This window comes from Cupriavidus sp. 01L43, assembly GCF_056399925.1.
Genome location: NZ_JBFTSH010000011.1, coordinates 130,964 through 156,808, shown reverse-complemented (window position 1 = coordinate 156,808; position 25,845 = coordinate 130,964). Strand labels below are relative to the sequence as shown.

At 65.3% G+C, this 25,845-nt stretch carries 23 protein-coding genes; 18 read left to right on the top strand and 5 right to left on the bottom strand.

Going from position 1 to position 25,845, the window contains the following annotated elements:
• Positions 1-8: 8 nt before the first annotated feature.
• Entirely contained in the window at positions 9-506 is a 498-nt protein-coding gene (locus AC1DP9_RS18860; protein WP_092299574.1) for a hypothetical protein, read from the bottom strand.
• 214 nt (positions 507-720) lie between these two features.
• On the opposite strand from AC1DP9_RS18860, the gene AC1DP9_RS18855 reads away from it, so the two are divergent.
• From AC1DP9_RS18855 to AC1DP9_RS18835, 5 genes are all read left to right on the top strand, one after another.
• The gene (locus AC1DP9_RS18855; RefSeq protein WP_092299577.1) at positions 721-1,077 is read left to right on the top strand and encodes a hypothetical protein; all 357 of its coding nucleotides are present in this window, start codon (positions 721-723) and stop codon (positions 1,075-1,077) included.
• Positions 1,078-1,344: 267 nt separating this feature from the next.
• The gene (locus AC1DP9_RS18850) at positions 1,345-1,548 is read left to right on the top strand and encodes a cold-shock protein (protein WP_092299580.1); all 204 of its coding nucleotides are present in this window, start codon (positions 1,345-1,347) and stop codon (positions 1,546-1,548) included.
• A gap of 173 nt (positions 1,549-1,721) precedes the next feature.
• Positions 1,722-2,099 (top strand): hypothetical protein, encoded by a 378-nt coding sequence (locus AC1DP9_RS18845; RefSeq protein ID WP_092299583.1) that lies wholly within the window; start codon positions 1,722-1,724, stop codon positions 2,097-2,099.
• Between the two features lie 96 nt (positions 2,100-2,195).
• Complete coding sequence (locus AC1DP9_RS18840; RefSeq protein ID WP_255370945.1) at positions 2,196-2,330, top strand: hypothetical protein; 135 nt, start codon at positions 2,196-2,198, stop codon at positions 2,328-2,330.
• 34 nt (positions 2,331-2,364) lie between these two features.
• Entirely contained in the window at positions 2,365-2,682 is a 318-nt protein-coding gene (locus AC1DP9_RS18835; protein WP_441593489.1) for a hypothetical protein, read from the top strand.
• A 7-nt stretch (positions 2,683-2,689) separates the two neighbouring features.
• Here the strand turns inward: AC1DP9_RS18835 and AC1DP9_RS18830 are convergent, their stop codons facing one another.
• On the bottom strand, positions 2,690-3,550 hold the full coding sequence (locus AC1DP9_RS18830) for a transglutaminase-like domain-containing protein (protein ID WP_477108187.1): 861 nt from the start codon (positions 3,548-3,550) through the stop codon (positions 2,690-2,692).
• 197 nt (positions 3,551-3,747) lie between these two features.
• Here AC1DP9_RS18830 and AC1DP9_RS18825 point away from each other — a divergent pair, with 197 nt between their 5' ends.
• Complete coding sequence (locus AC1DP9_RS18825; protein ID WP_477108186.1) at positions 3,748-4,257, top strand: hypothetical protein; 510 nt, start codon at positions 3,748-3,750, stop codon at positions 4,255-4,257.
• A 31-nt stretch (positions 4,258-4,288) separates the two neighbouring features.
• On the opposite strand, the gene AC1DP9_RS18820 is transcribed toward AC1DP9_RS18825, so the two are convergent.
• A complete protein-coding gene (locus AC1DP9_RS18820) occupies positions 4,289-4,696 on the bottom strand; it encodes a hypothetical protein (RefSeq protein ID WP_441593488.1) in 408 nt (135 codons plus the stop codon).
• A gap of 127 nt (positions 4,697-4,823) precedes the next feature.
• Between AC1DP9_RS18820 and AC1DP9_RS18815 the strand changes: the two genes are divergently transcribed.
• A complete protein-coding gene (locus AC1DP9_RS18815; RefSeq protein WP_477108185.1) occupies positions 4,824-13,445 on the top strand; it encodes a glycoside hydrolase family 94 protein in 8,622 nt (2,873 codons plus the stop codon).
• On the opposite strand, the gene AC1DP9_RS18810 is transcribed toward AC1DP9_RS18815, so the two are convergent.
• Complete coding sequence (locus tag AC1DP9_RS18810) at positions 13,397-13,627, bottom strand: hypothetical protein (RefSeq protein ID WP_477108184.1); 231 nt, start codon at positions 13,625-13,627, stop codon at positions 13,397-13,399. The two genes, AC1DP9_RS18815 and AC1DP9_RS18810, sit on opposite strands and share 49 nt — an antisense overlap.
• A 485-nt stretch (positions 13,628-14,112) precedes the next feature.
• Here AC1DP9_RS18810 and AC1DP9_RS18805 point away from each other — a divergent pair, with 485 nt between their 5' ends.
• From AC1DP9_RS18805 to AC1DP9_RS18790, 4 genes are all read left to right on the top strand, one after another.
• Complete coding sequence (locus AC1DP9_RS18805; RefSeq protein WP_477108183.1) at positions 14,113-14,958, top strand: TauD/TfdA dioxygenase family protein; 846 nt, start codon at positions 14,113-14,115, stop codon at positions 14,956-14,958.
• Between the two features lie 34 nt (positions 14,959-14,992).
• A complete protein-coding gene (locus AC1DP9_RS18800) occupies positions 14,993-16,051 on the top strand; it encodes a beta-keto acid cleavage family enzyme (RefSeq protein ID WP_477108182.1) in 1,059 nt (352 codons plus the stop codon).
• A gap of 36 nt (positions 16,052-16,087) precedes the next feature.
• Positions 16,088-17,077 (top strand): Bug family tripartite tricarboxylate transporter substrate binding protein, encoded by a 990-nt coding sequence (locus AC1DP9_RS18795; protein ID WP_477108181.1) that lies wholly within the window; start codon positions 16,088-16,090, stop codon positions 17,075-17,077.
• A gap of 77 nt (positions 17,078-17,154) precedes the next feature.
• A complete protein-coding gene (locus AC1DP9_RS18790; RefSeq protein ID WP_477108180.1) occupies positions 17,155-18,129 on the top strand; it encodes a quinone oxidoreductase family protein in 975 nt (324 codons plus the stop codon).
• On the opposite strand, the gene AC1DP9_RS18785 is transcribed toward AC1DP9_RS18790, so the two are convergent.
• On the bottom strand, positions 18,116-19,189 hold the full coding sequence (locus AC1DP9_RS18785) for an AraC family transcriptional regulator (RefSeq protein WP_477108179.1): 1,074 nt from the start codon (positions 19,187-19,189) through the stop codon (positions 18,116-18,118). The genes AC1DP9_RS18790 and AC1DP9_RS18785 overlap by 14 nt on opposite strands.
• 243 nt (positions 19,190-19,432) lie before the next feature.
• On the opposite strand from AC1DP9_RS18785, the gene AC1DP9_RS18780 reads away from it, so the two are divergent.
• From AC1DP9_RS18780 to AC1DP9_RS18750, 7 genes are all read left to right on the top strand, one after another.
• Positions 19,433-20,437 (top strand): hypothetical protein, encoded by a 1,005-nt coding sequence (locus tag AC1DP9_RS18780; RefSeq protein ID WP_477108178.1) that lies wholly within the window; start codon positions 19,433-19,435, stop codon positions 20,435-20,437.
• Positions 20,438-20,631: 194 nt separating this feature from the next.
• The gene (locus AC1DP9_RS18775) at positions 20,632-21,570 is read left to right on the top strand and encodes an intradiol ring-cleavage dioxygenase (RefSeq protein ID WP_477108177.1); all 939 of its coding nucleotides are present in this window, start codon (positions 20,632-20,634) and stop codon (positions 21,568-21,570) included.
• Positions 21,571-21,603: 33 nt separating this feature from the next.
• Complete coding sequence (locus AC1DP9_RS18770) at positions 21,604-22,353, top strand: SDR family NAD(P)-dependent oxidoreductase (protein WP_477108176.1); 750 nt, start codon at positions 21,604-21,606, stop codon at positions 22,351-22,353.
• A 33-nt stretch (positions 22,354-22,386) separates the two neighbouring features.
• The gene (locus AC1DP9_RS18765; protein WP_092299616.1) at positions 22,387-23,271 is read left to right on the top strand and encodes a beta-keto acid cleavage family enzyme; all 885 of its coding nucleotides are present in this window, start codon (positions 22,387-22,389) and stop codon (positions 23,269-23,271) included.
• Between the two features lie 36 nt (positions 23,272-23,307).
• The gene (locus AC1DP9_RS18760) at positions 23,308-24,285 is read left to right on the top strand and encodes a quinone oxidoreductase family protein (RefSeq protein ID WP_454757743.1); all 978 of its coding nucleotides are present in this window, start codon (positions 23,308-23,310) and stop codon (positions 24,283-24,285) included.
• Positions 24,282-24,638: a cupin domain-containing protein gene (locus AC1DP9_RS18755; RefSeq protein ID WP_092299623.1), complete on the top strand. Its 357-nt coding sequence runs from the start codon at positions 24,282-24,284 to the stop codon at positions 24,636-24,638. Before AC1DP9_RS18760 ends, AC1DP9_RS18755 begins: the two co-directional genes overlap by 4 nt.
• A gap of 109 nt (positions 24,639-24,747) precedes the next feature.
• Complete coding sequence (locus AC1DP9_RS18750; protein ID WP_477108208.1) at positions 24,748-25,812, top strand: porin; 1,065 nt, start codon at positions 24,748-24,750, stop codon at positions 25,810-25,812.
• The last annotated feature ends 33 nt before the right edge of the window (positions 25,813-25,845 follow it).

Below are 25,845 nucleotides of genomic sequence, written 5' to 3'. Positions count from 1 at the left end.
GCAGGGTTTCACCGGATCTTGCCGAATCCCCCGGCGGCCCACTGCGCGCCGCTTTCCCGCGTCAAGCGGAAATCTGGTCGCACTTTGACGGTAGCGAGCACGTCCCCGAACTGCCCGACTGCCGTGAGGGTGCCGAATGGCTCGTACTCGTCCGGCGTGATGACTAGCTGGATCGTTACCGCGTCCGAGCCGACTTCCACGGTCACCTGCTTGTTCAGTTGCGCGTGCAACTGCTGTTCGTGTCGACGGATGACTTCCGAAGCGGTCTTCACCAGGGTCTGATGCGCTGTCGCATCGAGCGGCTTCGGATCGACCTTGTTTCGGCCCATGGTCCAGGGGCCGACCAGCGCGGGCTCGGAACTGCCATCCCGGATCATCTCGACGGCCCAGCCGTCACCATCCTCGTTCTTGATGACCCGCGCGGTCCAGCCCTTGTCTCGCCAAAGCCTGGGTTCATGGATGGGGGAGGACTCGGCCTCCGAAGGGACGGTGTCGCTGTGATTCATGGATCTCGTATTCAATGCATGCGGCCTTCGCCGCTGGCGCGCGGCAGCCGCTGCCATGGTGGCGGCTAAACGCCGCATTGTAATGGGATCAGTGTCTCGACGAAATGGCGCCCGCTGCCTTTGCGGGCGGCAGGGTGGCCCATGGTCCAATACCGGCGTTTTCCACGGTTGAATATCTTGGTGGAGTAAGCGAACGTCCTATGGAGCCAACAACATGAAATACTCCCTGCTCGTTGTGTTGCTCGCAGCCGCCGGATGCGCCAGCCCACCGCCGCCCGCGCCCCTTCCCCCGCCGCCGCCGGCCAATGCCAGCAAGGTAGGCCAGAGCCAGATGGCGCCCAAGGCGGCCGCGCAGTGCATCGGATCGAAATGGACGCAACCGGGCGGACAGCCGGCCATGATCCAGTACGTGTACGCCAACGATACGGCATTCGATGTCTTTGTCCCCGGCCAGACCCCGCCCGCCGGAACGGCCGCTATGGTCAGGCCCGCTCCGACCGGCACAGGCTCAACGCTGTATTTCCGCGGCAACGACGCCGCGGCGTCCAGCGTCTTGAGCCAGTGTTCCTAGGCCTGCCGGGATAGCGAAGCGCGCGTCAGGGGTGGCCGATGGCTGGCTTTTCCCCTGGCACGCCTCGGAATGGACGTCATCGGTCTCCGGCCATCGATTCATTCGTAAGTTAGGTTGACCTGCCCGGGCATGACCTGTATAAGAGTCCTTGCAGGATCATCAAGCAGACCTCAGAGTTCATTGGCGAATCGCCACCTTCCTTGTTTCTTCCTTGAGTATCGTGCCTCGCCGGTATTTTCGTCGTGCGAGAATTTTTTAGGAATTGACATGGCAACAGGTACGGTAAAGTGGTTTAACGACGCCAAGGGCTTTGGTTTCATCACGCCGGAAGCAGGTGGAAATGATCTTTTCGCGCATTTCTCCGAGATCCAGGGCGATGGCTTCAAGTCGCTGCAAGAAGGACAGAAGGTGAATTACGTCGAAGGCAATGGCCCCAAGGGTCCGACCGCGACGAAGATTCAGCCCTCCTGAACTGACTCGACTGGCAACAGTCGTAGAAAAGCTCCGCAGATGCGGAGCTTTTTTTATTTGTGGCGGGTTTTTCCCTACGGAGAAATACACCCGCCGCGAGTGGGAGGGAAGGAGTAGAGTCGATAGGTAGTCGCAAATTCCGATACCTTCTCAATCAAGGGGGCGATTCCAGTATGCAAGGTGCCACTCTGCCATTCAGCTTCCTCTGCACATTAAACGCCGATGTCGAGCGCCTGGCCTACCATGTGGCGGTCAGTTTCCGGGATGGCAACCACCCGGCGGGCGTGCAATTTACAAGCTTCGTTGGCACCGGAAGGCGCTCCTTTTCGGTGCGCAGCCCAGACAGCGACCTCCAGCCCGCGACGGGTGAGACCTGCGAACAGCTATGCCGCATCGCCATTGGCCAGGTCCTGCGCGACCAGCTCTACAACAAGGCGGCCGACGGCGACCATGTGCTCGATCTCGACGTGTTGCCATGGGAGGGCGAACTGAAGCCCGTCGGCGCCGGCAATATCGCAAGGCGTCCTGCACGGCGATATTCGCCGGTTTAAGTCCGTCGGGCGGCTTTCCCCGATATATCCCTGAAGCGCACAGTAAGAGCGTATGCTGGTACTGCCAATCGGCAATCAATGCACCGGGAGCATCTCATGGCCAAGAGCCAACTACGCGGCAATCGCGAAGCAAAAAAACCCAAACAGCCCAAGAAGCCGGCCGTGCCGGCAAGCCCGATCGGAACGGTGCATTCTCGGATCGGCAACGACGGCGTCGGCAAGCGGAAGTAAATCGGCGGAAGCCGACCGATGAGGGAGGCGCATCATGATCCATCAGGACTTTAGCTCGACATTCCAGGGGCTGCCACTGACCGCCGAGCAGGAATCGGAAGTTCGTCACTACCTGAACAGGAAGGCCCGGCTCGGCCGGCCATGGGACACCGTGGAGTTGCGGGGAATGCTGGAAGACATGCTGCTGCCGCCCACGGCGGAAGATAGCGACGCCGGCGATACGCAACTGGAGCGTGTCGCCGCGGCGGAACGCGCGGCAGCGTTCGTCGACGACGCCATGGAACCGATCGAGGCGTACGAGGAATGGAACGCCGCCATGGAAACCGAGGGCATGAAAGGCGGCCAGCGCTGAAGGCTGGTTACCAGGTCGAGATGGCGCGGGGCGTGGCGAGCGGCATGCCAATGCCGGCAGCCGGATCGGTCAGTGCCTCGATTTCGATATAGGGCCGCTCCGACTGCACCTTCCCGAATATCGCCGCAAAAGGAACATCGGCGGCATCCCGGCCGGTGCCAATACGCAGCAGGCCGGTCGGAATCGATACCCCTGAGGGATCGAGCAGATACCAGCCGCCTGACAGGTACACCTCAACCACCGCGTGGAAATCCGGCGGTCCCATTGCCGGGTCCGCGCCATAGTCCAGGCTGCTGGAAATGCGGGCCGGCATACTCAGCGCGCGGCAAATGGCGATCATCAGGTGGGCGAAATCCCGACACACGCCGGTTCGCTCCACGATCGTATCGGTCGCCGACGTCCGTTCATTGGTGGAGTGCGAGAGAAAACGGATATGGTTGCGCGCCCATTCCCGGATCGCGTACACGCGCGGGTAGCCGGGGCGCATGCCGCCAAACTCACGCATCGCGAACTCCATCAGGCGGTCTGATTCGCAATAGCGGCTCGGCGTCAGGAAGGGCAGCACCTCAAAGGGCAGTTCGGCGACCGGGACCTGCCCTATCGATTCGCCATCGTCGAGTCGATGATCGATGTCCACCACACACTCATAGCGGATGGCCAGATGGCCCTTGTTCGCACGAATCCGCAGCATGCGGTTGCACAGGACCGGATCTGTGTAGCGCGTGGCGGGCACCTCCGGCGTGATGGCGAGGTGCTCGGAAACGATGGACTGGCGTCCCGTCCTTGCGGCTTCGATACGCAACAGAAAGTCCGCTGTGGGATCCAGGATCTCATAGGACAGGTTCACCAGGTACCGGATGCGATTCATCGTTGACCTTGCGCCGATGTGGGGGAGGGAGACGGCATTCAGAGTGTACTGCTACGACGCTGCGCCTGTATTGTAAGGACGCTCGCATTTGTCGTGCCTGGACCTCTAAACTAGAGCCATGACGCGCCTTAGCAGGGTTCCGCTCTCCGGCCGCCGATGGCCCAACAGATATGCGGAACAACAGTCGGAGGCGAGTCATGCGCACGCTCCTATATTTCATCCTCAATGATGTGGCCACCGCCAAGCTGGCACAGACCCGGCTGCACGCGCTCGTGGCTGGCCCTCAGGCGCCGGATGGTCCGTGGTTTGTACGTCGAGACCGGCAGCCCGTCGAGAGCCTGCCCGGCACCGACACGGGCCAGATTACCTACCGCGATGAAACCGCAATGGGCGGATTTGTCGCCGGCGCCATTGCCGGCGTCGCCATCACCGTTGCGTACGGCACATCGTTTGGTCCGGCCGAAAGCACGATCGCCGCACTGGGGGTTGCCATGCTCGGCGGCATGCTGGGCTGGCTGCTCGGGGCAAGACTCGGTGGCAAGTTCCTGCGCGTCGGCTTGACGGAACGCCGACTCCCCATGGCGCCGGGGCAGCTCGTGATGGTGGCAAGTTGCCACGGCGGTTCCTGCGCGCCGATGCGCAGCATCGTCAAGGAGTTGGGCGGCGTTTGCCTCGCCGGGACAGCGTACCGCGGCTGGCCCCGTTGACCATGCGATAACGACGGCCCCCGTCGACCATTCAGATCTGGGATTGCCTTTCCGTGGCCTGACAGTCCTTCTCCAGCATGGTGAGTACGTCGTAGAACACTTCATGCCAATCGGGGTGCGCGGGGTCGCCCACGTGTTGGTCATGGCCATCGGCAACCTTCGCGTGCAAGCCGTGACGCGTGAGTGTCATCACGACGGGCACCTCGGCGCTGTGCACCACGGCATCCCCTGCATCGAACGTGACGACGTAACGGAAGCCGTAGCTTTTCGGACCGGGCTCTCCGGTCGGCTTGACCGATATCAGCGCGGGCGGCGCCTGCAAATATGCAGCCAGCTTCTCACTCGTGGATCTGGCGACCGATTCCAGCAAGGCCCTGTGATCCTTTTCGCGCGTCGATGCCTCGAAGAATCGATCGCGTAACGCTTCATACGGGGACATCGCGCCTCCTCGCCCTGCTGTGGGACAAAAGACCATGCCTCTACTGTAGAACGCGCGCGCAACGTCCGTACGTATCGGTGATCCAGGTCGCAGGTTCGTGGGGTGCCATCCTCAACGAAGGAAATAGATGCTAGAGGCCATTCGCCACGCTTTTTCGTTTCTGCCCACGCCGTCGCCATGGCATGACAAGGCGCCGGTCCGGGGAGAACTGTTTGGCATCGAACGGCTGGAGCAGCATGCGCAGAGCCTGGCGGCCGCGCAGACCGTGACCGCCAGCCCGCCCAGGGTCCCCACGCTGCAGAGCCGCCTCAAGGACAATGCGGCGGTCTTGCTGCGCGCCTACCGGGCCGGTGCGTCCGAATTGGAGAAGGGGCGCAGCGTGGTGCCCGCCGCAGAGTGGTTGCTCGACAACTACCACCTCGTCGAAGCGCAGGTCCGGGAGATTCGCGACGCCTTGCCGCCCGGCTACTATCGCCAGCTGCCCAAGCTGAGCAACGGACCGTTCGCCGGCTACCCGCGCGTCTTTGGCATTGCCTGGGCGTTTGTCGCGCACACCGACAGCCATATCGATGCCATCGCGCTGCGGCGCTTTATCGCCGCCTATCAGCGCGTGACACCGCTGACCATCGGGGAACTGTGGGCCGTCGCCATTACGCTGCGCATTGTCCTGATCGAGAACCTGCGCCGGCTCGCTGACCAGATGACGGCGGGGCGCGCCGCCCGCGCCGACGCCGATGGCCTGGCGCGCCGTGTACTGGTCGAGGGATGCGGCCGATCGGCGCTGGAAGCCGATATTGCGGCGCGTTCCGTCCTGCCCTTGTCGGAGCTGTTTGCCGCGCAGCTGGCCAAGCGGCTGCGTGACCAGGACCCCGTGACCACGCCGATCCTTGGCTGGCTGGAGGCGCGGCTCGGGCGGCAGGGCGTTTCCGTCGATGACGTGGTACTGCATGCCCAACAGCGGCAAGGGGCATCCAATGTCACGGTCCGCAACGTCATTACCAGCTTGCGGTTGATCTCGGACCTCGACTGGACCGAGCTGTTCGAGGACGTCAGCCTCGTCAACCGGGTGTTGTGCGCGAACAGCACGTTCGCGCTCATGGACTTCCCGACGCGCAACCTTTACCGCAGCGCCATCGAGCGCCTGGCGCGGGGCGCGACGCTATCCGAGCTGGAGATCGCCGACCGCGCGGTAGGGGCCGCCCGTGCCGCGACTGGAATCGGGCACGATGCCGGCCGCGTCGAATGCGCGACGGACGCCGGCTACCACCTGATCGGTGACGGACTCGCTACCTTCGAGGCGTCGATCGGATACCGACCCACCGTCGCGCAGCAGCTCAGCCGCTTTCATCTCCGGCTCGGCATCGGCGGCTACCTCGGGGCGACGTTGCTGGTCACCGTCCTGCTGCTCGCTATCTCGTTGTGGCTTCCGGGAGTTCCGGCGCTGGCCGCAACGGGCGGATGGCCCATGCTGCTCGCGCTCGTTGTGCTGATCTGGCTGATCCCCGCCAGCGAAGTCGCCTTCGCGCTGATTAACCGGGCGATTGCGTGGCACTTCGGGGCCGTCATCCTGCCCGGTCTGGCGCTTTCTGCCGGCGTGCCGCGCTCCCTGCGGACCCTGATCGCCGTGCCGACGCTGTTGTCCGGCGAGCCCGAGCTGCGCGCCCAGATCGAGGGGCTGGAGGTGCACCATCTTTCCGGGGCCGGCGGCGACTTGAGTTTCGCCTTGCTGACCGATGGCGTAGACGCCGATCAGGAGGTCATGCCCGGCGACGCGCATCTGCTCGCAGTCGCCGCCGACGCCATCGCGCTACTCAACGAGCGCCATGGCCCAGGGCCAGCGGGAGACCGCTTTCTCCTGCTCCATCGGCGCCGCATCTTCAATGCGGGCGAGGGCGTCTGGATGGGGTGGGAGCGCAAGCGCGGCAAGCTGCACGAGCTGAACCGCCTGTTGCGGGGCGCCACCGACACCAGCTATGTGCCGGTGGACGGCGCGCCGCCGCGCGTACCGGCTGACGTCCGCTATGTCATTACGCTGGATGCGGACACGCGCCTGCCGCGAGACGCCGCGTTGCGGCTGATCGGCAAGATCGCGCATCCGTTGAACCGGCCCCGCTTCGACCCTGCGCTGCAGCGGGTCATCGGCGGCTATGYGGTCCTCCAGCCTCGGGTGACCCCGTCGCTGCCGGTTGGGCGGGAGGGATCGTTGTTCCAGCGCATCTTCTCCGCGCCGGGCGGCATCGATTCCTATGCCACCGCAGCATCCGATGTCTATCAGGACTTGTTCAACGAAGGGTCGTACGTCGGCAAGGGCATCTACGACGTCGACGCCTTCGAGGCGGCACTGTCCGGCCGGATCGCCGATAACACCGTGCTCAGCCACGACCTGCTCGAAGGCATGTTCGCGCGTACGGGCCTGGCGTCGGATATCGAGGTGGTCGAGGAATTTCCCGCGCGCCATGACGTGGCCGCCAAGCGGCAGCACCGCTGGACGCGCGGCGACTGGCAGCTCCTCGGCTGGATCTTCGGACACCATGCCGGGCGCGATGCGGTGCCCGCCGTAGGCCGCATGAAGATGTTCGACAACCTGCGCCGCTCGGTCCTGCCGCTCTGCCAGCTGGCGGCGCTCGCGACGAGCTGGCTCGCGCCCGCGCCGCTCAACCTGCATGCCACGCTGCTGGTGCTGGCCGCCATCAGCATCCCGATCCTGCTGCCGGGCCTGCTTTCGCTGCGCCCCCATCACACGGCGGTGCGATGGCGCAGCCACGCGGCGATGCGGCTGGCCGATCTGCGCACCGCCGCCATGCAGATCCTGTTCACCGTGGCGTTCCTGCCGGACCAGGCTTGGAGCACCGGCGACGCCATCGTCCGGACGCTGACGCGGTTGCTCCGCACGCGGCGCCACTTGCTCGAATGGACGACTGCCGCGCAGTCGAAGCGCAATCCCCGGCTCGATCTCGCGGGGTTCTACCGTCGCATGCTGGGCGGGGTCCTGCTGACCGCGGTGGTGGCTGCCATCACGATCGGTGTCGCGCCATCCGGCTGGCCGCTGGTGGCGCCGTTTGTCTTGCTGTGGCTCGCCGCGCCGGCCCTCGCGCTGTGGGCCAGCCGTGCGACGCGCGCTGCGCCCCGGCTTACGCTGTCCGAGGAGGAAGCGGGAGAACTGCGCCGGATCGCGCGTCGCACGTGGCGCTACTTCGAGGTCTTCGTCACGCCGGCGGACAACATGCTGCCCCCGGACAACGTGCAGGAGAGCCCCCGGCAGGTCGTGGCGAACCGGACTTCCCCGACCAATATCGGCCTGTACCTGCTGTCCGCCGTGGCCGCGCACGACTTTGGCTGGGCGGGGACGACCGAAACGGTGGCGCGGCTCGAGGCCACGTTTGACGCGCTGCGACGGCTGTCGCGCTATCGCGGACACTTCTTCAACTGGTATGGCACCCAGGACCTCCGTGCGCTCACGCCCGCCTATGTGTCGTCCGTCGACAGCGGCAATCTGGCCGGCCATCTCATCGTGCTGGCCAACGCCTGCGAAGGCTGGGCGCGCACGCCCGCCGCTGCGACGGAGGCGCCGGAGACACGCAAGGGCATGCAGGACAGCGTCACGCTGGCCCATGAGGCACTGGGGAGTTTGCTGCAGGCAGGCAGCGAGCAGGGCCGCGAGGTCGAGGCGTTGCTGAACGAGATCGACGATCATCTGCACGGCGCGCAGCGGATGGCCACGTTGATGCCCACGCTGCGCCGGCTGGCCGACCACGCCACGCGGCTCTGCGCGGACATGCGCCCGGCCGCCGGCAATGACGCGCTGGGTGACCTCTCTTTCTGGCTTGGCGCCCTGTCCAGGCGGGCCGTAGAACATGAGCGCGATGGCGCGGCGCTTGCGGCCGCATCGCCAGACGTGGCTGTCCGGCTTCTCGCGCTCGCCAGCGAGGCGCGCGAGATGGCGATGTCCATGGACTTCTCCTTCCTGTTCAACGGGGAACGCAAGCTGTTGTCGATCGGCTTTGCGATGGACGATAACCGGCTCGACACCAGCTGCTACGACCTGCTCGCCTCGGAGGCGCGACTGGCCAGCCTGTTCGCCATCGCAAAAGGGGATGTGCCCACGCGGCACTGGTTCCGCCTGGGCCGTGCCGCCACACCGCTCGGCAACGGTTCGGCGCTGATCTCGTGGTCCGGCTCCATGTTCGAATACCTGATGCCGTCACTGGTGATGCGTGCGCCGAAGGGCAGCCTGCTCGAACAGACCAGCTGGCTGGTGGTCGAGCGCCAGCGCACCTACGGTCGCTCGCTGAGCATTCCCTGGGGCATCTCGGAGTCCGCGTACAACGCGCGCGATCTCGAGTTCACGTACCAGTATTCGAACTTCGGCGTGCCAGGCCTCGGCCTGAAGCGGGGTCTTGCCGAGAACGTGGTGATTGCGCCGTACGCCGCCGCGCTCGCCGCCATGGTTGACCCGCCCGAAGCGCTGCGCAACTTCAGGGATCTCATGCGCATCGGCGCGCTGGCTCGGTACGGCTTCTACGAAGCCATCGACTTCACGCGTTCGCGCTTGCCGGAGAACCAGGATCACGCCATCGTGCGGGCCTTCATGGCCCACCACCAGGGCATGAGCATTGTCGCGCTCGCCAACACGCTGCTGCACGGCGTCATGCGCGAGCGCTTCCATCAGGAGCCGATGGTCCAGGCGACCGAACTGTTGCTGCAGGAGCGCATTCCGCGCAATGTGGCGATCGCGCCGCCGCGTGCCGAGGACGTCAAGGCTTCGGCGATTGCCCCCACGGTCCAGGATTCGACGGCCAGGCGGATGCCTGGTGCGGTCGTCGGGCCACCTGTCACCCATCTGCTCTCGAACGGGCGCTACACCGTCATGCTGACGGCAGCGGGGGCCGGCTACAGCCATTGGCGCGACCTGTCGGTCACCCGGTGGCGGGAGGACGCCACCTGCGATGAAGATGGGTCGTTTATCTTCCTGCGCGACAACGAGGACGGACGGGTCTGGTGCGCCGGCGCGTGGATCCCCGGCAGCGATGATGTTGGCGAGGACAACGAGGTGCTGTTCGTCGAGGACCGCGCGGCGTTCCATCGGCGCGATGGCGCGCTGACCACCACGCTCGACGTGCTGGTATCGGGCGAGGACGACGGCGAGGTGCGGCGTGCGTCGCTGTCCAACAGTGGTCGCCGAACCCGCGAGATCACGTTGACCTCCTACGCCGGGCTGGCGCTCTCGGCGCAGGCGGCGGACGTCGCGCATCCGGCGTTCTCCCGGCTGTTCATCCAGACCGAGTATCTGGCCGAGTTCGGCGCACTGATCGCGACCCGCCGGCCCCGCTCGCAAACCGATCCGCAGATCTGGGCCGCGCATTTCGCGGTGGTGGAGGGGGACGTCTGTGCCGACCCGGAGTATGAGTCCGACCGGGCGCGCTTCCTGGGGCGGGGTCGGACCATCATGACGGCGCGCGCAGTGCAGGACGGCGGGCCGCTCTCGAATACGACAGGCACGGTGCTGGATCCCATCTTTTCGCTGCGGCAGCAGGTGCGCATCGCCCCCGGTGGGGTGGCGCGCGTGGCGTTCTGGACCGTCGTGGCGGCGTCGCGCGCCGAGCTGCTCGATCTGATCGACAAGCACCACGATCGCAGCGCCTTCGACCGCGCCCGGACCCTCGCATGGACGCAGGCGCAGGTCCAGCTGCGTCATCTGGATATCAAGTCGAACGAGGCTGCGGACTTCCAGCGGCTGGCGGCAGCCATCCTGTACGCGGACCGCCGCCTCAGGGCGCCATCCGGGGCGATCGCGCGCGGCGCTGGCCTCCAGTCCGGGCTGTGGCCGCACGCCATCTCTGGCGACCTGCCGATCGTTCTGTTGCGTATCGACGAGATCGACGATATCGCGCAGGTTCGCCAGTTGCTGCGTGCGCATGAGTACTGGCGCATGAAGCGGCTCGGCGTCGATCTCGTTATCGTGAACGAGCATGCCTCGTCGTATGTGCAGGACCTGCAGGTCGCCATCGACACAGCGGTACGCAGCAGCCAGTCGCGGCCGCGTCTGGGCGAGGAGTTCGCCCAGGGGGCGGTCTACGCGCTGCGCGCCGACCTGATGACCGGCGAGGCGCGTGCGTTGCTGCAGTCCGTCGCACGCGTGGCGCTGATTGCACGCCGGGGCGCGATTGCCGACCAGCTTGCACGGGTTCCCGATCCGGCGTGGGCACCGCCGCCAACGTTGCCGCTTACGCCGCCGCCGTCCCGGTGGCCGCCTGCGGTTGCAAGTACCTCGTACGATCAGGCCTCGCTCGAGTTCTTCAACGGTTTGGGTGGCTTCGCCCGGGATGGCCGGGAGTACGTCGTGATCCTGGAGGACGGCTCCACCACGCCGGCGCCATGGATCAATGTCATTGCCAATGACGGCTTTGGCTTCCAGGTGTCGACCGAGGGCAGCGGCTATACGTGGTCCGTCAACAGCCGGGAGAACCAGTTGACGCCATGGTCCAACGACGCCGTCTCGGACCCGGCAGGGGAGGCCATCTACGTGCGCGACCTGGCGTCGGGCGAGGTCTGGACAGCCACCGCGCAGCCGGTGCGTGATGGCGGCAAGTACATCGCCTGTCATGGCTTTGGATACAGTCGATTTTCACACGTGGCGCACGGCATCGGGCTGGAGCTGCTGCAGTATGTGCCGGTCGATGACCCGGTGAAGATCTCGCGGATGACGCTGCGCAATCTCTCCGGGGAGCATCGGCAGCTGTCCGTGACGGCCTATGTCGATTGGGTCCTCGGCCTGTCGCGCGGCGCCTCGGGCCCTTACATCGTGACCGAGTTCGATGCGGAAAGCGGCGCGATGCTGGCACGGAACCCCTGGAATCTCGCGTTTCCCGGCCGGGTCGCGTTCGCCTGTCTGGTCGGGACCACGACGAGCTGGACAGCCGACCGAAGCGAGTTTATTGGCTATCGCGGCACGCTCGGCCGCCCGGCGGCGCTGGTCGCCCCCGCCGGCTCGGCATCGCTTTCCGGCGCGGCCGGCGCGGGGATGGATCCTTGTGCGGCCCTCCAGTGTCATGTCTCGCTCGCGCCGGGCGAATCCACCGAGGTGGTCGTGCTGCTCGGGCAATGCGCCGGCGCCGATGAGGCCCGCGACTTGATCGCCCGCTATCGCGCCGGGAATCTCGACAGCACGCTCGCGGCCGTGACGGCGCAGTGGACGGATCTGCTCGGCGCGCTGCAGGTCAAGACGCCGGATCGCGCGATGGACATCATGCTCAATGGATGGCTGCTCTACCAGACGCTCGCCTGTCGCGTCCGGGCCCGTTCGGCGTTTTATCAGGCCAGCGGCGCCTACGGGTTTCGCGACCAGTTGCAGGACACCATGGCGCTCACCTTCGCCCGCCCCGCCGAGACGCGGCGCCATCTGCTGCGCGCCGCCGCGCGGCAGTTCGAGCCAGGCGACGTCCAGCACTGGTGGCTACCGCATTCCGGGCAGGGCGTGCGCACGCGGATTTCGGACGACTGCGTCTGGCTGGCCTTCGCCACGGCGACCTATGTGATGGGGGCGGATGATGCCGCGGTGCTGGACGAGCACATCCCCTTCCTTGACGGGCCGGCACTGGCTGCCGGCGACCACGACCTGTTCTTCCAGCCCATGGTGGCTGAGGCCAGCGCGTCGCTGTTCGAGCACTGTGCGCGCGGCATTGACCGCTGCATCGGCCTGACAGGCGAGCACGGCCTGCCGCTGATCGGTGGAGGTGACTGGAACGACGGGATGAATCTGGTAGGCGCTGGCGGCAAGGGCGAGAGCGTCTGGCTGGGATGGTTGCTCGCCCGCACTATCGCGCTGTTCGCCCCGCTGGCTGACGCGCGCGATGCCGACCGTGCCGCCAGATGGCGGGCCCATGGGCTGGCACTGCGCGAGGCGCTGGAACAGCATGGCTGGGATGGCGCGTGGTACCGCCGGGCCACCTACGATAACGGCACGCCGCTGGGCTCGAAGGACAGCGAGGCCTGCCGGATCGATGCCATCGCCCAGTCCTGGTCGGTGCTGTCTGGCGTGGGCGACCCCGCCCGAAGCGCGATGGCCATGGCGTCGCTCGACCAGCGGCTTGTCCGCCGCGACGAAGGGCTAGCGCTGCTGTTCTCGCCGCCATTTGACGGGGGCGTGGACGACCCTGGCTATCTCCGGGCTTACCCGCCCGGTGTCCGCGAGAACGGTGGTCAGTACAGTCACGCCGCGATGTGGAGCGTCCTGGCCTTTGCGGAGCTGGGGGACGCGGACACTGCCGTCGAACTGTTCTCGATGCTCAACCCGATTCACCATGCGCTGACGCCGCAGGCAACGGACCGCTACAAGGTGGAGCCTTATGTGGTGGCGGCCGACGTCTATTCGGTCGCTCCCCACGTCGGCCGTGGCGGCTGGACGTGGTACACCGGGGCGGCGGGATGGATGGTGCGGGCAGGCGTCGAGGGCATCCTCGGCATCCGGCGGGAGGGCGCCTGGCTGCTAATCGCGCCACGGATTCCCGCAAGCTGGCCGGGCTTCCAGGCCACCATCGCACTGGGTGCCGGCCGCTACGATATTCGCGTGGAGCGAATGGGTGCCAACGATGCAGTGTCGGCCGCGATGCTGGATGACTTGCCCATCCCCTGTGTCAACGGCGCCGTGCGCGTGCAGTTGGAGGACGGGGAGCACCGTCTGGTCCTTCGCCTCGGCGACGTTCAGCTTCGGACGGCGCCGTCCTCGAACTTGGCAAATACGCGGGCCTGAACCGCTTCCATGATGGCGAGCGTGCTCTCGTCTGCTGGGGCGCTGGCCGTCACGCCGGTCGCGTCCTTCGGCTTGGCGCCGAGAGGGTAGAAGACAAACTCGGCGTCGACCTTGCCGGCCGTTTCCTTCTTCAGGCGTCGGTTGAGTGCTTTCAGGTACTGCTTCTTGTTGGTCTTTGACATGTTTTCCCGTTGACGTGCGGTTTGGCAAGTGGCGCCAGGGATTATGCGCCAGGCGAATCAGGCCGCCGATCGAGCGACGATTGCGGTGCGTATTTGCGCCTAAGGACTTCCAGCACTCTCTTCTCCGCGAAGAGTAGAACATAGTCCTTGAACTTCGCATCGGACAGCAATGCGTCCCATGTTGATACATGCGTTTTTACCACACCAAGTGTAGACGCTGCCTGTTTGGGTAGCCGTGCCAGATGCCGGCATCGCGGTGCGGTGCGTTCCCTATCGAACCACGTGCCTTTTTCGCCCAGCGGCCCGGCCCTGTCCGATGGATCGCTGGCGCATCTCGCGCCACGCTCGATGTCTGGGCGGCTGTCCCAAATTAGCAAATGAATGTCCCACATCGACAAGCGCCCGCCCCGGAAACGGCAGAAACTCGCTCCGAATTGATCCAACGATGAACCGGCCCAAGGTTCATCAGGCCGCAGGAGACGAGCATGAGAATCAGGCAAATCACTCCCGCCATCGGGGCGGAGATTTCGGGGGTCGACCTTGGAGAAGCGTCGCGCGACCCTGCGCTGTTCGCGGAGATCAAGGCCGCGCTGCTTGCGCACAAGGTGCTGTTTTTTCGCAATCAGGACATCACGCGGGCCGAGCACGTGAAGTTTGCGCGCGGCTTCGGCGAGCTGGAAGACCATCCCGTCGCCGGCAGTGACCCGGAGTACCCCGGCCTGGTGCGCATCTACCGTAGTGACAATCCGCACAGCTACGAGAACAACTACCACTGCGATGGCCTGTGGCGGCCCAATCCCGCCATGGGGGCGGTCCTGCGCTGCATGGAATGTCCCGAGATCGGTGGTGACACCATCTGGGTCAACATGGTCAAGGCGTACGAAGAGATCCCGGAAGAGATCAAGCAGAAGATCGATGGCCTGCGCGCCAGGGCCAGCATCGAACACAGCTTCGGCGCGGTCATGTCGCCCGAGGGCCGCGCCAAGCTGGTCGCGGAGCATCCGTCGGTGGAGCATCCGGTCGTGCGTATCCATCCGGAGACCGGGGAGAAGGTGCTGTTTGTCGGCGCAGGGTTCACTACGCACTTCACGAACTACAGCACGCCGGCCAATGTACGCCATGGCGTCGACAAGGCGCCGGGTGCCGCGTTGCTGCTGAACTATCTGATCAGCCGCGCCACCATTCCCGAGTATCAGGTGCGCTGGTCATGGCAGCAGGGCGACGTGGCCGTGTGGGACAACCGCTGCACGCAGCACTATGCGCTGAACGACTACTGGCCAGCGCCACGAAAAATGGAGCGCGCCGGCATCGTGGGCGACATCCCCAAGTAACCACACGTTCGCGTCTTCCCCACGGAGCATCATCATGAACTTTCTCGACGGCCATCTCTTCCCCGAGAACCAGCAGCCGCTGATTATCACCGCCGCACCCTACGCGCCAGGCTGGCTGCCTTCCGATTTCCCCGAGGACATTCCGGTCACGATGGAAGCACAGATCCAGAAGGCGGTGGACTGCTACAACGCCGGCGCGACCGTGCTGCATTTGCACGTGCGCGAACTCGACGGCAAGGGCAGCAAGCGCCTGTCCAAATTCAACGAGTTGATTGCCGGCGTCCGCAAGGCCGTGCCGGAGATGATCATCCAGGTAGGCGGCTCGATCTCCTTCGCCCCCGAGGACGAGGGCCAGGCCGCCAAGTGGCTGTCTGACGATACCCGGCACATGCTGGCCGACCTGGATCCGAAGCCGGATCAGGTGACGGTGACGGTCAACACTTCGCAGATGAACGTGACCGACCATGCCGAGGATGCGGACTTCCGGGGCACCTCGCGCCAGGACATGACGCTCTTCAACGCCTACAAGAACTTGACGGTGCCCGCCAATCCGGGCTGGGTCGAGGAGCACGTGCGCCGCCTGACGCTGGCCGGCATCCAGAGCGAGTTCCAGTGCTACAACGTCAACAGCCTCGAGTCAGTCGAGCGGCTGATGCGACGCGGCTTCTACCGGGGGCCGCTGAACCTGAACTGGGTGGCGATTGGCGGCGGGATGGATACGCCCAGCATCTACAGCCTGGCCAACTTCATGCGTGCCGTGCCGGATGGCGCCGTCGTAACCGTGGAAAGCAATGTGCGCAATGTGCTGCCCGTCAATACGATCGGCATCGCCATGGGCTTGCATGTGCGCTGCGGCACGGAGGATGTGCTGTGGAATCCGAGGCGCACGGCGAAGCAGAGCACTGTCGAGCAGATCGAGCAACTGGTGCGTATGTCGCGCGAACTGGGCCGGGACATCGCCACGGCCGGACAGGCGCGGGAGATCAGCAGGATCGGCGTGTTCTACGACACGGTGGAGGAATCCTTGAAAGCCAACGGATTCGCGCCCAACCGCAACGGCGGAACGCAGGGCTTCTTGCGGAAGACCCAGTAAGCGCCCGTCACTGGGCCCATAAGAAAGGAGACAGCCATGCATCACATCACCCGGACGGTGCGTCAGGTACTCGCGATCACGCTTGCCTGCGGCGCGCTGATCGCCACGCAGGGCGTCCAGGCCGCCGAATGGCCAACCAAGCCGGTGCGGATACTGGTGGGCGCCCCGCCGGGCGGCACGGCGGACACCCTGGCGCGGCTGTTCGCGCAGGCGCTGCAGGGGCCGCTCGGGCAGACCGTGATCGTCGACTACAAGGCCGGTGCGGCCGGGACCATCGCGGTGCAGGGCTTGTTGTCTGCACCGCGGGACGGCTACACCTTCATGTTGATCCAGAAGGGCATCGCCTCGGAGGTGCCGCACGCCATCAAGGTGCACTACGACCCCTTCAAGGACATCGTGCCGATCGTCCAGCTCACGCGGCAAGGGCTGATACTGGTCGGCAATCCGGGCCTGCCGGCGAAGAGCCTGCCGGAACTTGTCCGGTACATCAAGGCGCACCCCGGAAAGGTCGACGTTGCGAACTTCGGTATCGGCCTGCGCGGCCATACCATCGGCGTCCAGTTCAATCGACTGGCTGGGCTCGATACCGGTGCCGTGAGCTACAAGGGGTCTCCCCCGGCGTTGCAGGACATCATGGGCGGACAGGTTCCCCTTATGTTCGACGGCCCGGCCACCTCGCTGCCGTTTATCAAGGCCGGCAAGCTGACGGCCTTCGCCGTTGCCTTTCCTCAACGGCTCACGGCGCTTCCCGGTGTGCCCACTTTTACGGAGCTGGGCTATCCGGACCTCAACGAAGTGGGCTGGATGGGACTCTGGGCCGCGCCGGATGTACCCCAGGCCGTGATCGCCAGGATGCGCGACGCCATCCTCAACGCCATGCAATCGCCCACGCTGCGGCGAAAGATCGAAGACATGGGCATGGATGTTGGCACGCCCGCGACGCCCGAGGAGCTTTCCCGGGACGTGCGGGAGTCCTATGAGCGCCAGGGCAAGCTGCTGCGTTCGATCAACTTCACACCCCAATGACGTCGCGCGAGGTTCGCGCGCGGGCAGTCCATCCCGTGGCCATGCGTTGCAGGCGGGCGAGTTCAAGAGGAGGCAGGATGAAAGCAGTACGTGTGTTACCAGGCGCGGACGGCGGTTCGCTGGCGGTGCAGGAAATTCCGGTGCCGAAGCCGGGGCCCGGTGAGGTGCTGGTGCGCGTCCGCGCGTCGGGCATCAACTATGGCGAGATCAAGTACATGCGGGAGCATCGCACTGGATCGGCGATGACGGCGGGTGTCGAGTTTGCGGGCGAGGTCGCCAGCGTGGGCGAGCAGGTCAGCGGCTGGCGCGAAGGCGACCGCGTCATGGGGCATGGCCGGAACTGCCATGCCCAGTACGTGGTCGTCTCCCCGCTGGCGCTGATGCCGGTACCGGAGGATGTCTCGTGGATCGAGGCAGCAGTATTTCCCAACGTCTTCATCACCGCTCACGATGCCCTGATCACCAACGGCGAGTTGAAGGCCGGGGAGTCGGTGTTCATCAATGGCGCCTCGGGCGGGGTTGGCATGGCCGCGATCATGGTCGCGGCGGCGCTGGGCGCCCGGCCGGTGATTGCGTCATCGCGCTCGGACGAGAAGCTGATACGCCTTGCCGGCTATGGGGTCGACGTCGGCATCAATGCCTCGCGTGACGCGCAGGTCGAAGCCATCATGGCTGCCACCGACAGGCGCGGTGTCGACGTCATCCTGGACACGATTGGCGGCACGGTCTTCGAGGACCATGTCAGGAGCCTCGCCATCAAGGGTCGCCTGGTCAATCTCGCAAGACTGGGCGGGGCAAGCACCGCGCAGCTGGATCTCAACCTGCTGTGGCTGAATCGCCTGAAGCTGATGGGCGCCACGTTTCGCACGCGGAGCGAGCAGGAGCGGCTGGCGTGCATCCAGGCGTGCGCGCGCGACCTGCTGCCGCATTACCGGGAAGGCAAGCTCCGGCTGCCGATCGACCGCACGTTCCCCATGGATGCGATCGGCGATGCCTATGCCTATATCGAACGCAGCCAGCACATGGGCAAGATCGCGCTTATTGCGGACTGACGGCGGGAGCCGGGCGACGATGAGCCCGGCCGGCAGTGGGGCCGGCTGACGGATCGGCCTCATGCTTGCGCCAATCCGTGACGCTGCAGCCAAAGGCCGCACGAAACCAATGGCTGAAACTGCTCTGCGTGGCGAATCCCAGCAGGCTCGCGATCTCGCCGATCGGCTGGTCGCTTTCCCGCAAGTGCCGGATTACCAGGTTGCTGCGTGTCTCGTCAAGTAGGGCGGAGAAGGTCAGCCCTTCGACGATGAGGTGGCGGTGCAGCGTGCGCCGGTCGATGCCCAGGTGCCGGGCTACCTGCTGCGCCGTGCACCGGCCACTCGGGAGCAGCGCCAGGATCAGCTCGCTGCAGGAGGCGCGGATGCCTGTGCCGCGGCGCTTCAGCGCGGCGTCGAGGTGCCTCCGCGCCAGTTCCATGGCGCCGGAATGGTCGGGCGTGCGCGGCGCTTGCAGATCGGAAGCCGCGCAGACGATGCCGTTGAACGGCTGGTTGAAGCTCGGATTACGTCCGAAAAACGTGCGGTGGGCCGAGACATCGGCTGGCTGGCGGTGCGTGAAGCAGACCTGCAACGGCCGCCATTTCGGGCCGGTCAGCTCGCACAAGATGCGAAACATCATGGCCACCGACAGCTCCATTGCCTGGCGGGTAGCCGGACCGGGTGTCGGCAACAGATCCTCCCGGATGGTGACGGTCGGGCCGTCGTCCTCGATACGTATGACCAGTGCGGTGCTAACCAGTCGCAGGTAGCGGCACAGGGTAGCGAGCGCCTGTCGTGGTGACGGCTCTTCCTTCAGCACCAGGCTGATCGGTCCGAGATTCGAGAGGGAGCGACGCGCCGCCAGCCGGAGTGCAATGTCTTCCATGCCGGTTGCACTCGCCGTGGTCTCGAGCAACTCGCGCAGGGCATGGCTGGGAATGGGGGACTCGGGGTCCTTGAGCAGCCGCGTCGACAGGCCGACCTTGCGGAGGAAGATCCCCGGATCTAATCCAAGCGACTCCATCAGCTCGATGTAACCGTTCAGGCTGGCACTGCGAACAATTCGTCCGGTATATGGCATGGAGAGGGCTTGCTGGCATGCGGTGCAGGCGATTATGCCTCAGCACGGTGTCCTGTCAGGTGGCTGGCGGAGGCGGCAGAAGCCGCCGAAAAGACGTTGACCGTCATTGGCATGTGCCCCAAACCAAACATGCGACCAGGGTGTCGGGGCGGATCTGCACGGCGCGTCTGCTGCTTGCCTTGGGGGTTTTCATTTTCCGTTGCTAAGATAATTCGAGTTCACCCCTGCTCAAGGCGGAGATCGATGCCCCGCGCCCGTTGTCATTGGTTGACGCTCCTCGCCGCCGGACTACTGGCGCTGGCATCCTTTGCCGCACATGGGCAGGAGGTGCTGCTGCTCGGCGGCTTCTATACCAACCCGCCGATCCAGACCGAGGACGACCGTAGCTACGCCTATGCCTACGTCTATCAGCAAAATCTGACTGAGCACTGGTACGCCAGCTATACCTACCTGAACGAGGGCCATATCACCGGCCATCACCGCGACGGGCACAGCGCCCAACTCTGGTGGCGTTACCTGGCGCTGGACAGGCGGCTGGCGCTCTCGCTGGGCGCCGGCCCTTATCTCTATTTCGACACCACCAGCCACCAGCCCGATGGCAGCTACGAAAACAAGCACGGCGTCGGGGTGTTGGCCAGCGCGGCGGCCAGCTGGTACGTCGGTGGCCCCTGGATGTTGCAGGTACGCTTCAACCGGACGTGGCAGGCGTCGGGCTTCAATTCCAACACGGTTCTGCTGGGCGTGGGCTATCAACTCGACCGCGACAACCTGCCAGGGCCAGTCTTGGGTTCGGCTCACCGGGGCAAAGACGCCACGCCCAACGAACTGACCGTCATGCTGGGTGGCATCGTCGTCAATGATTTCGAGTCGGACATGGTCTTTGGCGGCGCGCTTGAATATCGGCACCAGCTTTGGCGCTACGTGGAAGGGACGGTCAGCTACCTCGACGAAGGAAGCGCCAGGTCGGTCCGGCGCCGCGGCGTGGCGACGCAGGCCTGGGTATCCGGGGCCTTCCTGGGAGACCGGCTGACGCTCGGTTTCGGTGCCGGTCCTTATTACGCTACCAGCCTCCATGTCAGCGGCCCCGGCGCGGACCCCTCACCGTCCCATTGGTCTGGCCTGTTTACGCTGTCGACAAGCTACCGGCTCGGCGATCACTGGCTGGCACGGCTGTCATGGAACCGAACCCTGACGGGATACAGCCGGGATACGGATATGTTCCTCGCGGGGCTCGGCTATCGCTTCTGACGGCGGCGCACCAGCCACCGCCGGAGGAGCCGTCCACACGCTAGGGTTACCACGGATCGACCCTCTATCCTCTTGATTTGCCTCGTTTTTCCTCCAATAAGTGATTTCTGGCTAACTCCCGTTCGCCCATCCGCGGCTTGTCATCCGCCTGAAACCGCCCATAATGCAAACGTTTGCATAAAGGAGAAGACGGCATGGAAACCCCACAGTCCACCCCAGCCCAGAAGCCCGTCGGCGCGTTGCGCCTGATCGATAATGAATCGTCGGTCACGGAAGTGGTCAGGCAGGCCATGGCCCAGACGGAAGACCCCCGCCTGCGGACGGTGATGGCAGCGCTGGTGAAGCACCTGCACGACTTCCTGCGCGAAGTCCGGCCGACCGACGCGGAGTTCGAGTTCGGGCTCGAATTCATCGCCGCGCTTGGGCACGCCACACACGCCACGAACAACGAAGTTGTGCTCGCGGCCGATGTGCTTGGCCTGTCCACGCTGGTCACCACGATGAACAACGGCACGACGGAAGGGCGCACGCCCGGCGCGTTGCTGGGCCCGTTCTATCGCGCTCACGCGCCGCACTACGCATGCGGCGACTGCGTGGTCCAGGATGATGCACCGGGCTTGCCGCTGTTTGTCAGCGGCACGGTTCGCGCCACGGATGGCTCGCCGATACCGGGCGCGATCGTGGAGGTCTGGCAAGCGTCGCCGGTTGGCCTCTACGACAACCAGGACCCGACGCAACCCGATCGCAACCTGCGCGGCCTGTTCCACACCGATGCCGACGGTGGCTACCACTTCCGCACGGTGCGGCCTGCGGGCTATCCGGTGCCGACCGATGGTCCTGTGGGCAAGCTGCTGGCCGCGCAGCACCGGCATCCCTACCGTCCCGCGCATATTCATTTCATCGTGGCCTCACCGGGCTATCGCACCCTGGTGACGCAGGTGTTTGCCGACGATTCCGACATCCTCGAAACCGATGTCACGTTCGGCGTGCATCGCCAACTCGTGGGCGCGTTCCGGCTGGTCGAAGCCGGCCGCAGCCCTTGGGGCGACCTGCCGGCGCCGTTCTACACGATGGCGTTCGATTTCGCGCTCGAGCCCGGCGAGCAAACGTTCCCGAAACCACCGATCGACTGACGACCCAATCCTCCCCCAACTCACAACCAAACCATGAAGACGTCATCTCTCTCCGGCAAGGTTGCCGTGATTATCGGCGGCACCGGCGGCATCGGATTCGCGGCGGGCAGTGCGCTGGCCGATATCGGTGCCAGTGTCGTGCTGACCGGGCGCGACATGGACCGCACGGCAAGCGCCGTGAAGGCGTTGCCTGCGGGCAACCATTTGGCGGCACGCGCGGAAGTCGGTGACAGCGCCACGCTGCGCCAGCTTGCCGAGGATGTGCATCACCACTACGGCCGCGCAGACATTCTCGTGAATACGTCAGGCTTCACGCGTGCGATTCCGCATGGGGATCTCGACGCCCTTGACGATGCCCTGATCGACGAGATGTTCGCCATCAACTGGCGCGGCCAGTTCGCGGCGATTCGGGCGTTCGCGCCGCTGCTGCGCGCTAATGGCGACGGCCTGATCGTCAACGTGGGATCGATCGCGGGGCGCACCGGACAAGGCAGCAACGTGGCGTACTGCGCCGTAAAGGCCGGACTGGATGTCATGGCGATGTCGCTCGGTCGCGCGTTGGCTCCGGCCATCCGCGTGCTCAACGTTTCCCCGGGCGTCGTCGAGACGGGCTTCGTGCCGGGCCGCGACAGCAGCTTCAATGACCGCGCGGCAAGCACCACGCCGCTGCGCCGTATCGGCCAGGCGCAGGACGTGGCGGACGCGATCGTCGCTTGCGCTACCTCGCTGCGTTTCGCTACAGGCACCACGATCGTCGTCGACGGTGGGCGCCAGCTCGGCTGATCTCCTTTCTCCCATCTATTTCCCAACTGACCCATGCACGCACGCAAGACGATCATCACCTGCGCTGTGACCGGCAACATCGTCACGCCCGAACAGCATCCGGGGCTTCCCGTCACGCCCGCCCAGATAGCCGATGCCGCGCTCGAAGCGGCGGAAGCGGGCGCCGCCGCCGCCCATATCCATGTGCGGGATCCGGAAACCGGCCGACCGTCGATGTCGCTCGACTACTACGCCGATGTCATCGACAGGATTCGCGCGAAGCACCGGAGCCTGATCATCAACCTCACCACAGGGCCCGGTGGCCGTTTCGTGCCCGATGAGAACGAGCCACGCGTGGCGGCCCCCGGCACGACGCTGCTGCATCCGCTCAAGCGGGTGGAACACATCGCGGCGCTGCGCCCGGATGTCTGTTCCCTCGACCTGAACACGATGAACTCGGGCGGCGACGTTGTCATGAATACGCCGGCCAACGTGCGCAAGATGGCCGGCGTGATCCGCAGCGCCGGCGTGATGCCGGAGCTGGAGATCTTCGATTCCGGCGATCTGAACATGGCGCTCGATTTCATCCGCGAGGGCGTGCTGGACGGCCCCGGCCTCTGGACCTTCGTGCTGGGCGTGAAGTACGGTTTCGCCCCGACCCCGGAAACCATCTTCTACGCCCGCAATATGCTGCCGCAGGGCGCGCACTGGTCTGCGTTCGGCATTGGCCGTGCCGAGTTCCCGATCGTCGCGCAGGCCTGGCTCGCGGGCGGCCATGTACGGGTGGGGCTTGAGGACAACATCTATCTGGAGAAGGGCGTACTCGCCCCGAACAATGCCGCGCTGGTGGCCAAGGCGCGCGACATCGTCAAGTCACTTGGAGGAGAAATCGCTTCTTCATCAGAGGCCCGCACCGTGCTGGGCCTGCGCGACGCCTGACATCACCATTCACCGCACACAGCATTCGATATCACCATGAATACCATCCAGGTTCATCAGAAAGCCCCCAGCATCGACACGCTCGAACTCGCATTGACCGGCCTGCCGCGCCCCGAGGCTGGCCCGGGCCAGTGCATCATCGAAGTCGCCAGCGCCGGGGTGAATCCCAGCGACGTGAAGGCCACGCTCGGGATGATGCCGCATGCCGTATGGCCGCGCACGCCGGGCCGGGACTACGCGGGCGTTGTGATCGACGGCCCTTCGGAATGGATTGGCCGGCAGGTCTGGGGCAGTGGCGGCGAGCTTGGCATCCGTCGCGACGGCACGCATGGCAAGTACTTGCGCATCGGCGTGAACGCCGTGCGCGAGAAGCCGGCGACGCTGTCGTTGCTGGAAGCCGGTGCCGTCGGTGTACCGTTCATCACCGCGTATGAGGGCCTGCGCCGCGCAGGGATGCCTGGCGCCGGCAGCACGGTGCTCGTTTGCGGCGGCAACGGCAAGGTCGGCCAGGCCACGATCCAGATCGCGACCGCGCTGGGCGCACGCGTGTTCGCTGTCGAGCGCGGCGCCGAGCCGTACCGTGGCCACACGAGCGGAACGGTGCGCATGATCGATGCCAGCCGGGAAACCATCTCAGCCGTCGTGCGTGAGGAAACCGACGGGCATGGCGCGGACATCGTCTACAACACGGTGGGCAGCCCCTATTTCGAGCAGGCGAACCTGGCCATGGCGATTGGCGCCACGCAGGTCTTCATCTCGACGATTGAAAAGCCGGTGCCGTTCGACATCTTCGCGTTCTATCGTGGCCAGCACACCTTTGTGGGCGTGGATACGCTGGCCCTGGATAGCGAAGCCTGCGCGAAGATCCTCGATGCGCTGGCGCCGATGTTCGCCTCCGGCGCGCTGAAGCCGTTCCCGGTGCTGCCCGACTACACGTACGCGCTGTCCAACGCACGGGACGCCTATCGCGCCGTGCTGCAAGGCGCCACCGAACGCGTGGTGCTGACGCCATGAATACGACCCGCTTCGCCCAGGCGCCGGCCTACCATCCGGCCAATCATCAAGGTATGCACTGTCTGCGGCTGCAAGGCCACGAGGCGGGGCCTTCCGATGCGCTGTGGATGGGCGTGTCGATCATCCTGCCGGGCGGCCATACGTCGCTCGACGCCTCGCCGATGGAGAAGCACTACGTCGTGCTGGAAGGCGAGGTCTGCATCCGCACGCCGGAGGAGACTGTGACGCTGGGGCAGTTCGATTCGGTCCGGCTGGCGCCTGGGGAGGCCCGCGAGGTGAGCAATCCGTCTAACCGGCCCGCGATGCTGTTGCTGGCCATGCCGTATCCGGCCACGGCCACCGCCAGGCCCTGATTTTTTGTTGCGCTTCTGCAAACGTTTGCAATCATCCACTTCATAACAACACGAGGAGACCCAGATGCAGAGAGTTTTCAGGCGACGTCATGTGATTCCGCTGGCCCTGATGTCCACCGTCATCGCCCGGGAAGCGATGGCGGAAGACAGCGTGACGATATACGGCCGGCTCAACACGGCCATCGAGTACTCGCGGGCCAGCACGGCGACGGACGGGACAAAGCTGGGCAGTACGGTGCGGCAGACCAACAACCGGTCGGTATTCGGCTTTCGGGGCGTGGAGCACCTGGGCGGCTCGCTCCAGGCCGTGTGGCAGATCGAGAGCAACGTCTCGCTGGACACCGGGCAGGGCCAGATCGCAGGCCGCAATACGCGCGTGGGCCTGCAGGGCGACTACGGGCTGCTGTTCATGGGCCACTGGCAGACGCCCTATACAGAGTCGACCGCTGGCTACGATCCGTACTACCCGACCACGGCCGGCTATATGGCGCTGATCGGCAATGGCTCGACCTCCAGCTCCGACAACGTCCAGGACACGAGTTCGTTCGACCGGCGCCAGAAGAACATCATCCAGTACCGCTCGCCGCAGCTGGGGGGTGCCAGCCTCTGGCTCGGCTGGGGATTGCCGGAAGAGAAGACGACGGTGCCGCGCAATCCGGCGCTGTACTCCGCCGCACTGGTCTACGAGCGCGGCCCGCTGGGGGCGACCGTCGCCTACGAAGTCCACTCGCACTACCAGGCGGCCGGGCGCAATGACGATGCGCTGAAGGTCGCGCTGGCCTACCAGCTGTTCCCGGGCACGCGCCTGGCCGCGCTCTATGAGCACCTGCACTACCGCACCGATACGGGCGACCTGCAGCGCAACGGGTACTACGCATCGCTGGTGCAGAAGCTTGGGACCGGCAGCGTGCGGGTGGGGGTGGCCTATGCCGCCAACGGCACGGGATCGTCCACGGACATGATCGGATTCTTCCGCAGCGGTTCGGAAACCAATGCCATGCAGTTCACGGTGGGCTACGACTATCCGCTATCGAAGCGCACCGCAATCTACGCGTACTACAGCCGCATCAATAACAAGAAAGACGCGATCTACGACTTCGCCATCAACGAGCTCGGTGTCAGCGCCGGTGCCGATCCGCAGACCTTTGCGCTCGGCATGCGGCACTTTTTCTGACATCCGCGCACGCCATTGCATCGTGAGGAGACA

Bases quoted from the DNA above. Each gene is read 5' to 3' on its own strand.
- AC1DP9_RS18860 (WP_092299574.1), bottom strand. From the start codon at position 506: ATGAATCACAGCGACACCGTCCCTTCGGAGGCCGAGTCCTCCCCCATC.
- AC1DP9_RS18855 (WP_092299577.1), top strand. From the start codon at position 721: ATGAAATACTCCCTGCTCGTTGTGTTGCTCGCAGCCGCCGGATGCGCC.
- AC1DP9_RS18850 (WP_092299580.1), top strand. From the start codon at position 1,345: ATGGCAACAGGTACGGTAAAGTGGTTTAACGACGCCAAGGGCTTTGGT.
- AC1DP9_RS18845 (WP_092299583.1), top strand. From the start codon at position 1,722: ATGCAAGGTGCCACTCTGCCATTCAGCTTCCTCTGCACATTAAACGCC.
- AC1DP9_RS18840 (WP_255370945.1), top strand. From the start codon at position 2,196: ATGGCCAAGAGCCAACTACGCGGCAATCGCGAAGCAAAAAAACCCAAA.
- AC1DP9_RS18835 (WP_441593489.1), top strand. From the start codon at position 2,365: ATGATCCATCAGGACTTTAGCTCGACATTCCAGGGGCTGCCACTGACC.
- AC1DP9_RS18830 (WP_477108187.1), bottom strand. From the start codon at position 3,550: ATGAATCGCATCCGGTACCTGGTGAACCTGTCCTATGAGATCCTGGAT.
- AC1DP9_RS18825 (WP_477108186.1), top strand. From the start codon at position 3,748: ATGCGCACGCTCCTATATTTCATCCTCAATGATGTGGCCACCGCCAAG.
- AC1DP9_RS18820 (WP_441593488.1), bottom strand. From the start codon at position 4,696: ATGTCCCCGTATGAAGCGTTACGCGATCGATTCTTCGAGGCATCGACG.
- AC1DP9_RS18810 (WP_477108184.1), bottom strand. From the start codon at position 13,627: ATGTCAAAGACCAACAAGAAGCAGTACCTGAAAGCACTCAACCGACGC.
- AC1DP9_RS18805 (WP_477108183.1), top strand. From the start codon at position 14,113: ATGAGAATCAGGCAAATCACTCCCGCCATCGGGGCGGAGATTTCGGGG.
- AC1DP9_RS18800 (WP_477108182.1), top strand. From the start codon at position 14,993: ATGAACTTTCTCGACGGCCATCTCTTCCCCGAGAACCAGCAGCCGCTG.
- AC1DP9_RS18795 (WP_477108181.1), top strand. From the start codon at position 16,088: ATGCATCACATCACCCGGACGGTGCGTCAGGTACTCGCGATCACGCTT.
- AC1DP9_RS18790 (WP_477108180.1), top strand. From the start codon at position 17,155: ATGAAAGCAGTACGTGTGTTACCAGGCGCGGACGGCGGTTCGCTGGCG.
- AC1DP9_RS18785 (WP_477108179.1), bottom strand. From the start codon at position 19,189: ATGCCATATACCGGACGAATTGTTCGCAGTGCCAGCCTGAACGGTTAC.
- AC1DP9_RS18780 (WP_477108178.1), top strand. From the start codon at position 19,433: ATGCCCCGCGCCCGTTGTCATTGGTTGACGCTCCTCGCCGCCGGACTA.
- AC1DP9_RS18775 (WP_477108177.1), top strand. From the start codon at position 20,632: ATGGAAACCCCACAGTCCACCCCAGCCCAGAAGCCCGTCGGCGCGTTG.
- AC1DP9_RS18770 (WP_477108176.1), top strand. From the start codon at position 21,604: ATGAAGACGTCATCTCTCTCCGGCAAGGTTGCCGTGATTATCGGCGGC.
- AC1DP9_RS18765 (WP_092299616.1), top strand. From the start codon at position 22,387: ATGCACGCACGCAAGACGATCATCACCTGCGCTGTGACCGGCAACATC.
- AC1DP9_RS18760 (WP_454757743.1), top strand. From the start codon at position 23,308: ATGAATACCATCCAGGTTCATCAGAAAGCCCCCAGCATCGACACGCTC.
- AC1DP9_RS18755 (WP_092299623.1), top strand. From the start codon at position 24,282: ATGAATACGACCCGCTTCGCCCAGGCGCCGGCCTACCATCCGGCCAAT.
- AC1DP9_RS18750 (WP_477108208.1), top strand. From the start codon at position 24,748: ATGTCCACCGTCATCGCCCGGGAAGCGATGGCGGAAGACAGCGTGACG.